The sequence below is a fragment of the Thalassotalea sp. 1_MG-2023 genome (genome assembly GCF_030546745.1).
Classification (GTDB): Bacteria; Pseudomonadota; Gammaproteobacteria; order Enterobacterales; family Alteromonadaceae; genus Thalassotalea_C.
Window position 1 is genome coordinate 1 of sequence record NZ_JAUOPD010000043.1, and the last position, 11,368, is coordinate 11,368.

At 37.8% G+C, this 11,368-nt stretch carries 10 protein-coding genes and 3 tRNA genes; 6 read left to right on the top strand and 7 right to left on the bottom strand.

Annotated features, from left to right (window positions below; genetic code table 11):
* Window positions 1-97 precede the first annotated feature (97 nt).
* Window positions 98-877, bottom strand: a complete 780-nt coding sequence (locus Q4489_RS17800) for an ABC transporter substrate-binding protein (RefSeq protein WP_303483177.1) — start codon at window positions 875-877, stop codon at window positions 98-100.
* A 64-nt stretch (window positions 878-941) separates the two neighbouring features.
* The gene (locus tag Q4489_RS17805) at window positions 942-1,652 is read right to left on the bottom strand and encodes a LytTR family DNA-binding domain-containing protein (RefSeq protein WP_303483179.1); all 711 of its coding nucleotides are present in this window, start codon (window positions 1,650-1,652) and stop codon (window positions 942-944) included.
* A gap of 271 nt (window positions 1,653-1,923) precedes the next feature.
* Between Q4489_RS17805 and Q4489_RS17810 the strand changes: the two genes are divergently transcribed.
* Together Q4489_RS17810 and Q4489_RS17815 are read left to right on the top strand one after the other, a co-directional pair.
* The gene (locus Q4489_RS17810) at window positions 1,924-2,343 is read left to right on the top strand and encodes a DUF2141 domain-containing protein (RefSeq protein ID WP_303483182.1); all 420 of its coding nucleotides are present in this window, start codon (window positions 1,924-1,926) and stop codon (window positions 2,341-2,343) included.
* An 11-nt stretch (window positions 2,344-2,354) separates the two neighbouring features.
* Entirely contained in the window at window positions 2,355-3,881 is a 1,527-nt protein-coding gene (locus tag Q4489_RS17815; protein WP_303483185.1) for a carotenoid oxygenase family protein, read from the top strand.
* A gap of 49 nt (window positions 3,882-3,930) precedes the next feature.
* On the opposite strand, the gene Q4489_RS17820 is transcribed toward Q4489_RS17815, so the two are convergent.
* From Q4489_RS17820 to Q4489_RS17830, 3 genes are read right to left on the bottom strand one after another with little or no spacing between them, the layout of a single operon-like run.
* Window positions 3,931-4,338 (bottom strand): GFA family protein, encoded by a 408-nt coding sequence (locus tag Q4489_RS17820; RefSeq protein ID WP_303483188.1) that lies wholly within the window; start codon window positions 4,336-4,338, stop codon window positions 3,931-3,933.
* A 2-nt stretch (window positions 4,339-4,340) separates the two neighbouring features.
* Complete coding sequence (locus Q4489_RS17825; RefSeq protein ID WP_303483191.1) at window positions 4,341-4,631, bottom strand: hypothetical protein; 291 nt, start codon at window positions 4,629-4,631, stop codon at window positions 4,341-4,343.
* 50 nt (window positions 4,632-4,681) lie between these two features.
* Window positions 4,682-6,022 carry a DEAD/DEAH box helicase gene (locus Q4489_RS17830; protein ID WP_303483194.1) on the bottom strand — a complete coding sequence of 447 codons (1,341 nt, stop codon included), beginning with the start codon at window positions 6,020-6,022 and terminating at the stop codon, window positions 4,682-4,684.
* 134 nt (window positions 6,023-6,156) lie between these two features.
* Between Q4489_RS17830 and Q4489_RS17835 the strand changes: the two genes are divergently transcribed.
* The gene (locus Q4489_RS17835) at window positions 6,157-6,621 is read left to right on the top strand and encodes a hypothetical protein (RefSeq protein WP_303483196.1); all 465 of its coding nucleotides are present in this window, start codon (window positions 6,157-6,159) and stop codon (window positions 6,619-6,621) included.
* 28 nt (window positions 6,622-6,649) lie between these two features.
* On the opposite strand, the gene Q4489_RS17840 is transcribed toward Q4489_RS17835, so the two are convergent.
* Both Q4489_RS17840 and gltX read right to left on the bottom strand, forming a co-directional pair.
* On the bottom strand, window positions 6,650-9,163 hold the full coding sequence (locus tag Q4489_RS17840) for an acylase (protein WP_303483197.1): 2,514 nt from the start codon (window positions 9,161-9,163) through the stop codon (window positions 6,650-6,652).
* 250 nt (window positions 9,164-9,413) lie between these two features.
* Window positions 9,414-10,826 carry a glutamate--tRNA ligase gene (gene gltX / locus Q4489_RS17845; RefSeq protein ID WP_303483200.1) on the bottom strand — a complete coding sequence of 471 codons (1,413 nt, stop codon included), beginning with the start codon at window positions 10,824-10,826 and terminating at the stop codon, window positions 9,414-9,416.
* A gap of 248 nt (window positions 10,827-11,074) precedes the next feature.
* Here gltX and Q4489_RS17850 point away from each other — a divergent pair.
* The 3 genes from Q4489_RS17850 to Q4489_RS17860 all read left to right on the top strand — a co-directional run bounded on the left by Q4489_RS17850 (window position 11,075) and on the right by Q4489_RS17860 (window position 11,367).
* A tRNA-Val gene (locus Q4489_RS17850) sits at window positions 11,075-11,150 on the top strand.
* Between the two features lie 38 nt (window positions 11,151-11,188).
* A tRNA-Val gene (locus Q4489_RS17855) sits at window positions 11,189-11,264 on the top strand.
* Between the two features lie 27 nt (window positions 11,265-11,291).
* Window positions 11,292-11,367 (top strand) — tRNA-Val (locus tag Q4489_RS17860).
* Window position 11,368 lies beyond the last annotated feature (1 nt).

The following is an 11,368-nucleotide window of genomic DNA, read 5'->3' on the forward strand; positions in this document are numbered from 1 at the left end:
AATTAACCATAGAATGACTATGCAAGAATCCAAGTGCCGCGATCAGAAGGCGTTTACCTTGAACAAAACTCAAACAGTAAAGATCAACACGCTCTAGTTATTTTATATATTTATCTGGATCATTATATTGATTAATTAATCCCATGATTTTTTCAACATCAAATTGCTCTGCAAATGATGTTGAGAAAGCCAAATAAGAATTGATTAGTCGTGCTTCTTCTGGATGAGGAATAACTTTTAAGGTATTTTCTAGTCTTAATTCTTCAATCAATGAACTGGCAATTAAAGCGTCCATTACCACAAAATCAACACGCTGATGTTGTAGCATCTTCAAACCATCAGTGATCCTCACTACTTCTATCAGGCTGTTTCTGTGATTAGTAAATAATTGCTCAACGTTTTCACCGAGATTCATTGATCTTACTTTTACGATTTGGGCTTTCTTAATGTCATCCCATGATGCGATCTCACGAGTATCTTGTCGATGCTGTAAAATAACACTTCCAGAGAAAACCACTAATGGAACTTTAGGGAAAGTAAGGTAACTTGAACGCTCCTCGGTGAACAATGTAGGCATCAACGCATCGAATGTTCCTGATTTCACTTGTTGTAACGCTCTACCCCACGGCATCACTGTAATATCTACATTTACCCCTGTTCTAACACTAAATTGCTCGAACATAGTAACGAATTTTCCCGCTACATTTCCGTTTTCATCAATATAAACAAGTGGTCGTATTTCAGGTGCAGCAATAGAAATATGTGTTGGAAGCGGAACTTTAGTTTTTTGTTCACTAAATCCCCAAACGTTAGTACTAATAGCACTTAGCAAAGTTGCGAGAACGACAGCTTTTATGAACGAAAATATAATAATCATTGCTTCCCAGTTAAATTTACTTTTTAGTACATCATAGTAAAAAGTAAAAGCAAGTGTTGCGTGATCAGATCAACGCTCTAACTGCGGGTAAATAAGTATTCGAGACTGGTACTTCTACATTATTATTTAACAGTAAGATCAATTTTCTTCCCTCTTTACGGGTACCTATTATTGCTTTTTCAGCAACCCACCAAGAGCGATGTGTTTGTAAACCGGGATAATCTTCAAGCATGGTTAACGCATCTTTGAAACGCATTAACAACAAATGCTTTCCTTTTTCTGTATAAACGTTCAAGTAATGATCATCCATTTGTAAGCAAACTAGATCACCTTTAACACTTAATGGTAATTGTTCGATAAACTTTTTGACTAAAGGTGACTGCTGATAATTATCAGTTTTTTGCTGATTTGCAAGTTCAGTTGATTGCTGTCCAATGATTACTTTCTGATCTTGATACAAACTGTGCACAGTCAATATAAAAGTGATCAAGCCGCCAATAAAGATACCGGTAATAAAATGTTGTGGGATTGACGCTAAATATGACGATGTTGTATCAAAAAACATTAAGATGATGAATGGTATGACAAATGACATTACTACGGTCGCAACAAATGTAGAAATACTAACTCTTAACCAATATTTGTTTATATTCTTATGAAGATAACGGGCAAGTATTTCGTCACCATAGGTAATGATTGGACTATATATAACAAAACCACAGAAACAAACAACCAACCAGAAAAACCATGCATAGATTAGACTGATTTCATCCATTCCGAAAGGTCTCAGAAAAGCAAGAAAACTACTAAATATCATTAAGAACACTAAATTTTTAATTGTACTTTTAAGATCATATGACTTTATTAGCTTATGATTTTTAATGTGTATTTCACGATTCGCCAAATCGTTTTCTTCCTTTTATGTTTAATTCACGTAGTAATTGTCATGCTAAACGAATGTTTACTCGTTGTTAATTAACTTTCATTTTAACGTCTTTCTAGACGCAATTAATACACAAATCGTTAAATAAAATTTTGGAGATAAAATGAAAATTAAACTAACAATTGCTACAGCATTATTGACCTTAACCTCAAGTGTTTTTAGTCACTCTTTACAATTAGAAATTCGTGAAGTCAAAAGTAATCAAGGAAAGATATTAGCTCAGTTGTTTAATGGTGAATCAAACTACCAAACAAATAACCCAATGATGGCTCAACAAACAATGGCGAAAGAAGGCACTCTGATAGTCACCTTTAGCAACTTAGAAAATGGTGAATATGCCATTCGTTATTTTCACGATGAAAATAACGATAACCAATTAGCCACTAACTTAATTGGCATTCCAACAGAAGGCTACGGTTACTCAAATAATGCAAAAGGAAATTTCGGCCCAGCCAAATATCAGGATATGAAAGTGAGTATTGTCGATAGTGACGTAACCACGCACTCTACAGTCATCTACTAAGGGGGGTAACAATGGAACGACGTCAAGCATTAAAATCTTTAGTTGTGGGGGCAGCCACAACAATGTTACCAGCAACAGAGTCTCTTGCAGCATTTCTGCAGCAAGAAACAGACTCGCTCGCTGAAAATAAAGTGTTATTTGATAAAGCACTGCTTAACAACCCAAATCTAATCGGGTTTCAGGGAACGCATCAGGAGTTTTCTAAAACACGATTAACCATAGAAGGTACAATTCCTAAAAACATTAAAGGAAGCTTTTATCGCAACGGTGCTGCGTTATTTGAACGCGGCCAACAACGATATCAACATTTGTTTGAAGGCGATGGCATGATCCAAGATTTTCATTTTGAAAATGGAGAAATTTATCATCAAGGTAAGTTCGTAAAAACACGTAAATATCAACAAGAACAACAAGCGGGGAAGTTTCTATATTCTGGACCAGATAGCAAAGTGATTAATGGCTTGCCCGTTTCTACGCCTGAAGCGATAAATACCGCAAACACAAATATCATCCCAGTTAACGGTGAACTATGGGCACTATGGGAAGCTGGCTCCCCAGTTTCGATTTCAAAAAAAGACCTAAGCACCTTAGAATACGTTAACTTAGGTAGAAATAGCGATTACGGCAATACGTTAAAAGGGATGGCATTTTCTGCACACCCAAAAATTGAAGCTAACGGTGATATATGGAATTTTGGCCTGTCACATACAGGTCATATTGTGCTTTATCAGCTAAATGCCAACGGTGTTACTCGCAATGTTAATTTAATAAAAACGAGCTATCGCGGCGGTATGTTGCATGACTTCCTGATAACCCATAAACATATCTTACTTATTTTACCCTCATTAGAAAAAAACAATACAACATCAGGCTTTTTTAATGCTATTGAATTTAACGATCAATTGCCAATGCAAGTATTAGTTGTCGATAAAGCCACCTTAGCATTGAAAAAGCGTTTTGACTTACCGCCAGGGTTTGCTTTTCATTATGGAAATGCTTGGGAGGAAAGCGATGGCAGCATTCACTTTGATGCCAGTTTGTATTCAAGTGTTGATGTTTTACATCACATGAATACTCTAATGAAAGGCTTAAATCCAACATCTTTAAGTACGGCTAAAACAACATTGTTTACTTTAAAGCCCAATGGCACAGTGCAGCATGACTACATTGGGGAAAATAGCGAATTTCCACGTATCAATAATGAAAAGGTTGGTTTGAGAAACCATGAGCTTTATACCATTGGCTCAACAGAAACAATGCTTTGGAATGATACTGTTTCTAACTACCATATTTCAAATGGAAAAATTCAACAATATGTTTATGGTAAAGACTTTTTAGTGGAAGAGCATATTGCTGTTAGTCCAACAAATAAAGAAGGTGAAGGTTACTTAATAGGAACTGCCCTACATGTACCTTCAAAAAGAACCTGCTTAAATATTTTTGATGTTAAAGCGTTATCAAATGGCCCTGTTTGTCGAGCTTGGCTGCCCTACCATATTCCGTTAGGGTTTCACGGAAATTTTGTAGCCACCACCTAACCCTTACATCAACAGTCGGTACTAAGTTAGGTTACACCGACTGTAAATTTTATACTCTAAAATGTGTAAATTGAGGTATGTTGTCAGTGATTTCAAACCATGGAGCTTTATTTGCGACATAAATATGTGCGTTAGGTTTTATTGCTTCAATATGATCGAACGCTGCAAGGGCAACTTCAATGGTATTATCTGAGCGATTAAATGCTGATTCGAAGATCAGACTTGACCCACAACATTTGCAGAACTTTCTCACACTGTTATTATCGGCAACGTAGCTTTGAAGTAACGCTTCACCACGCGTAAAACTAATATGTTTGAGGCTAACTTCAGCAAAAGTAGAAAATGCCGCGCCATGAAATTTACGACACATTGTACAATGACAATGAGCCACAGCCGACATAAACTCTTGCACACGAAAAGCTATTTTTCCGCACAAACAGCTAGCCAGATTAGTCATGTTTAACCTACTTGTCGGTTAAACATATCGCCGGCATTTTCGTTAGACATTTCGATAACCATTACCGAAACCTCCATGCCATCGACAGTCCACTTACTCGTCAATTCGTTATACAGCACACGAGCAATCAAGGTTTTTAATGAATCATCATCATAGCTAACAATCATATTACAAATATAATTATGTACCGGCTGATAATCCGGTATCGCTACATGCACAGGCTTTATATCTTTACCCAGTATTGTGCGGCGCTTGTACCAGTCTTTTTCTATGATTTCGAACTTCCTTGCCATTTTCATACCTCATGACTTTAATAGATACCTAAGTGATAAGTGGCTGTTCCTCAACCTTCATCATCACGATCAATGTCATTATAAGACTTTGCACGGCTATGTTTCAATATAGGTAAATCACCAACATCTTTTTCGAAGTTAACTTTTCGCACTTTTTTCGGCGGTAACTTCTTAGCCGCGGTTTTTTCTTGTTTCGGCTTGTTGACTTTATCTTTGATTTTACTGGATTTTTTCGCTTTTAAACCAGAAAACTTAACCTTAATACCTTCAACCGTTGAAAAGCTAAATGACTGTTGTAAAAAAGCTTCAATGTTTTTAAAACTTAACCAATCTTTTGGCCCAACAAATGAAATGGCATCACCTTTATTTCCTGCGCGACCAGTTCGCCCTATTCGGTGGACAAATTCTTCAGTATGTTTAGGTAAGTCAAAATTAATAACGTGGGAAACATTCGTTAGATCTAAGCCTCTTGAGGCAAGATCTGTGGTGATCAATATTTTGTGTTGCCCTTTAGCAAAACTTTCCATAATTTGGTTACGCTTGCTTTGCGATAATTCTCCACTTAAAGCAACGGTATTGTATCCCTGCTGTTCTAATTCAGTAGCTAACCTTTCTGTATCTGAACGTGTCGCAGTAAATATAATTAACTGTTGTGATATTTCTTTTGCGAGAAAGTGCGTTAACAATACTTGTTTTTGATCAAGGTTATCCGCTAAATAAAAACGTTTATTAATATCTTTATGCTCAGTATGAGCAGCACCGATTGCAACACGTTTAGGCTTATTTAAAAGCTTGAGAGCAAATTCATTCACTTGTGCGTGATCTAATGTTGCAGAAAACATTAATGTTTGGCGTTTACGATGATCGGCGCGATCATTGATCAGCGTTAACTCTTTTGAAAAACCCAAATCAAGCATGCGATCTGCTTCATCAAGAATTAACATTTCTAACCCATTTAAATAAAAGTGCCCTTTGGTTAAATGATCCGTTAAACGGCCTGGGGTAGCGACAACAAAATGCGGATCTTTCTCTAATACTTTTACTTGGTCATTAAAGTTTTCACCTCCAAGGATCAACGCTGCTTTAAACGCACTACCACTTGTAAATAGGCGAAGCTGATTGAATACTTGTTTTGCTAACTCGCGTGTTGGCGTTAATATCACCACTCTTGGATCTTTCTTAGAAAGCGCACGCATTTTAGAAATTCTATGCATTGCAGGCAAGATAAACGCTAGTGTTTTTCCTGAGCCCGTTTTGCTTGAAGCTATTAAATCATGCCCCTGCATTGCTAACGGTATTGCTTGGTGTTGAATATCTGTTGGTTGTTCAAAGCCTAAATGTTCTATTGTAGACATTAAACGTTTGTCAAAACCAAAGTCATTAAAATGCAAAATTATTACCTTATATATTACAATACTTATACGATTACCTAGTTATTATAACTCGTTACAAATGCATATGCTTTCGCTATTTAACTTTTGTCACGATCAATTATCATAATGTAAAATAATAATGAGGATAACCAATGAAACACACCATTTTTACTCTGCTGATTTTACTTATCACTCCCAATGTTTTCGCAACAGAAAATACCCCCATAAAAGCCGTTAATAACTTATTTGATGCAATGAGACAGCACGACGGAAATAAACTATTGGCACAATTTACTCAAGACGCTCAACTTGAAAGGGTAACCATTGATAACGTTGTAACACGATCTGAACTACCAAAATTTGCGCATTTTGTGGGAACTTCTGAGAAATATTTAGATGAAAAATTATTATCAATTTCTATCCATGTTAGCGATAACCTTGCAAGTATTTGGACCCCTTATGCTTTTTATATTGATGGTAAATTAAGTCATTGCGGGGTAAATAGCTTTCAACTAATTCACACCGATAAACAATGGAAAATACAATACCTCATTGATAATACCCATTCTGGTGATTGTAATACCTTTATCAACAAACATAAAAAAACGAGTGCCTAGCACTCGTTTTTTTATCCGTGATTAAACTTTATTGCGCGTTGGTAATAGTAATTTCTTTAATTTTATTCTCTTCAATTTCTGCCTCAGTAAATCGTAACGGCCTAAGCTGCGGCTCCATTGAATAAAGCTGAGTTTGATCTGTACTATGTTCAGTACCGTAAGCTCTTGATTGCGAGTAAGTTAATAAACCTTTCGCTTTAGGCCCTTCATCCGTAAAGTTCACTACAGTCATCCAGCTACTACCGTATCCAATATGATAGCCACCAGCTTCTGTACTTAAGATTGAGGTATCGTCTTGTGTTTCATAGCCATGATTTGGTAATAAAGTACCATTATTTGCCGTATGACGACGGTTATTAAAGACATTAAAACCGCCTTCAATATTATGCGCTCCACCCCAAGGATATTTAACACCTGACGCTTGTCCGTTAGGTAAGCTACGCTCAACAAATTGCACTTGACCAAGAGTTGCATCTAAGGCGATTCCTGCTTGTTCTACTTTTTCAATCGCCGTGGCAAAGTGCGCTAAAATAGTTGAATTTGAAGCAAGTGTATTTGGTGTATTTATGGGATCTTCTTCATTAAAAGGCACAGACCACTGAGGGCTAGTCGAAAATTGGAAAGCAAACTCTCTAAACAAGTGAGCCGCACTACTGTTTAGGTTCATTGTGCCATCCCATGCCGATAAAGCACCACAACCTGCGCTAATATCCGTACCATTTACTGGTGTACTACCTTGCTCGGTACATGCAGCTAATAGATCTGTTAATACCGCTTCACCTAAATAATTACGATTGCCAAGCAATGCATTTTCTACTTCCTCGATAGTAAAGAATCCATCGTCTCCAGCTGCATCAGCTAAAAGCTTATGCGCCATTCTTGAACGTAAAGATTGTTGATTTCCAACTTGACCATATAGCGGAGAAACCCCCGTAATAGGAGATTCTGCGTTCGTAAGCCAAAAACTATCGTTAGAGTTTTGTACGTAGTCACTTCCTTCATATTTTGGCGCGTTATCGTACGGTACGGCCCCTTCATATACAAATGCTGAAATATGACCAGGTAAAACTGTAAATCCTGCAAGCTGTTTAGCTCCGATAAGCAACGGGTTCGTTGTTAACTCATGAATAGCAGTATCGGTTAAGTTAGGTACCGTTGAATCATCAATATAAAAGACATTGCCTTCTTTGTCAGCTGACATAGTATTATTAAAAATAACGCCATCATGTGACTTAAATGCCTGTTTAAATTCATCCATATTGCTAGCAACATTCATCGCTAGCCAATGATCGACAATATCAAAATTTCCTAGATTCGCATCTTTAATTGCATAGGCACCACTTTCAGACCATTCAAAATTGCCAGGAACAACGATCATCGGGCCTTGAACCGTAGAGTAACTTTTCTTCGCTAATTTAATCGTTTGACCTGGTGCAACAGCAACATCAATTACAAGCTCTTGCTCTTCAATTGCCCGAGGTGCGCCGTCAATAACTTGATTATTACCCGGTAAAGATTCATCTAACGTCAACTGATACACCACAAAATGCTCTGCAGTCGAAAAAGTATGAGTCCAAGCAACATTATCATTAAAGCCAATATTCACTACACCTGGCATGCCAGATAAAGACCCTCCCATAACATTCATATGTTCAGGAATAATGCTATGAAATTGCCAAAACCTTAAATTCCCTGTATGCGGAAAATGTGGGTTAGCCAATACCATGCCTTTACCATTTACTGTTTTATCTTTCCCTAAACCCCAACCATTAGAACCTAAATCTAACGGATTACGTTCTGGCATTTTAACCTTTGGCGCATACTTAATTGAGCTTGCAGAAGCACTCGCTGCTTTAGGGTAAGGTAAATAACTTTCGCCAGGAGGCGCAGCTAAGAACATTGGCCCTAAAAAGTTTGCAGCACCGGGTAATAATGCCACACCTAAAGAATAAGTTAGTACATCTATATTTGTGATAGGTTGTAACCAAGGCTGACCAGCGCAACTTAGATCGATTTCATCAGCGTTTTCACTTAAATATTTGTTATATCCAGCTGCATAGCCCGTTAACAGGGCTCGGCTATTCTCTGACATACCATTAAAGTGCTGCTCAGCCTGCTTTCTAATACCGAGTGTAAGATAACCAAAATCATTGATAAGATGTTCTGAATCACCTGAGCCAGGATTTAAATCGGGTCCGAAATACATGGAACGTTGTGAATTATATTTCACAACTTGGTCTGCAAGTATGCAAATATTATCTTTCGCGTATGCATAACCTACTCCATAAGCCAAACTTTCTAAATTGTCGGCTTTAACGTGCGGTACGCCGTAGTCTGTCCATCTTATATTTGCTGATAACATACCTTCAGGCGCAAACGTAGGTAAAGGTGCCTTAGTTGTTGGTGGTGTAGGTGTTTCTGGTTCCGCTGGTGTTAATTGATTAACACTGTCGTACTTATAATCGTTTCCACAAGCTGAAACTAAACTTGCTATACCTATAGCAATGGCAGGCTTTAACGCCTTTTTAATGGTAATTTTCACGAGCTAACTCCCCAAGCTAATATCCGTTTTAATTTGTTATATTTTTAATCTGATCGTACCAGTATTTAGCACAATAAATTAAAATGAACAACCTAGGAATATCATAGAACAGCTTGATATATTTGCTAATAGTGTTTTTTTCTCGTTGCAGGCGTACTAAAAATAAGCAACACACTGGTTTACCTGTTTTTACTAAATTTTTTGCAAAAAAAAAGCGCCACTAAAGGCGCTTTAGAAATTATTAACAACATTAACTATTCGCTTTTCGCGCTTCAATTACCGCCAATGCCATATCTATTCTGGTTAATACCTTCTCCTGAGGCAACAAAGCAAGTGTCACATCTAACGAAGGAGAATTACCTGCACCAGTAGCAGCTACACGCAATGGCATGCCTACTTTTCCCATGCCTAATTCAAGTTCTTCTGCCGTTGCATTAATTGCTTGTTGAATCGTTTCACCTTGCCAAGAAGAAATAGACGCTAACTTTTCTTTAACACGTTGCAATGGTTGTTCCGCTACAGGTCGCAAATGCTTTTTCGCTGCAGTTGCGTCAAACTCAGTAAAATCTTGGTAAAAGTAACGTGATATTTGCGCCATTTCTTTTAATGTTTTTACGCGTTCTGCTTGCACCTTAACAATTTCACTTAATGCTGGACCACTTTCTGTTGAAATACCTTGCTCTTTCATGTGCCAAGCTAAATGTTCGGCAACATATTCTGGATCAAGTGATTTCATATAGTGCTGATTTACCCATATCAATTTATCAGTGTTAAAGGCTGAAGGTGCTCTATTGCAACCAGTTAAATCAAACAATTCGATCATTTCTTCACGAGAGAAAATCTCTTGATCACCATGAGACCAACCTAAACGCACTAAATAATTCAGTAATGCTTCAGGTAAATACCCGTCATCACGATATTGCATCACTGAAACCGCACCATGGCGTTTTGACAAACGTTTGCCATCGTCACCTAAAATCATCGGAATATGTGCATATTCAGGTAAAGGTGCATTTAATGCTTTTAAAATGTTAATTTGTCGCGGTGTATTATTGACATGATCATCACCACGAACTACGTGCGTTACTCCCATATCCCAATCATCAACAACAACCGTTAAGTTATACGTTGGTGACCCATCTGAACGAGCAATAATTAAATCATCAAGTTCTTCGTTCGAAATGACGATATCACCTTTAACTAAGTCATTAATCACAACGCTACCGTCAAGAGGGTTCTTAAAGCGAATAACAAATGGCTTATCTTCTGGATAATCGGTTCTGTCACGCCACATTCCGTTGTATTTTTCTTTCTCACCTTTCGCGCGAGCTTCTTCACGCATTGCTTCAACTTCTTCTGCTGTTGAGTAACAACGATATGCATTACCTGAGTCAATCAATTGTTGAATGACTTCTTTATAACGATCAAAACGCTCAGTTTGAAAATACGGGCCTTTGGTCCACGACAAATTAAGCCAGTTCATACCATCCATAATGGCATCAACAGATTCTTGAGTAGAGCGCTCTAAATCAGTATCTTCAATACGAAGAATAAATTCACCGCCGTTCTTCTGTGCATATAACCAACTATAAAGGGCGGTACGGGCACCACCGACATGTAAATACCCTGTAGGGCTAGGTGCAAATCGAGTTGTTAGGCTCATATCAATCTCACTAAAACAGGAAACGGTTTTATTTAAACAAAACCAGGATAAAATAATACCGATATTTTAACAGGCTATTCCGATGGTTAACACCTTTGAACACCGTGGATAAATGAAAAAGGTGATAAAACACCCCAGTCTGATGAAATATTCTTCATTTGATTCAAATTTAACAAAAAAACTAAAAAAATTAACGTGATTGTATTGACAGTAAATACGATCTCCCTATAATACGCCACCACAGAGACGGACGGTTAGCTCAGTTGGGAGAGCACCGCCCTTACAAGGCGGGGGTCACTGGTTCAAGCCCAGTACCGTCCACCACTTCTTTTGAAGTTTGGCGTTTCTGATAGATATAATTAGGACGATTAGCTCAGTTGGGAGAGCACCGCCCTTACAAGGCGGGGGTCACTGGTTCAAGCCCAGTATCGTCCACCACTTCCTTAATTATATCTGTTCCTATTTGGACGATTAGCTCAGTTGGGAGAGCACCGCCCTTACAAGGCGGGGGTCACTGGTTCAAGCCCAGTATCGTCCACCAC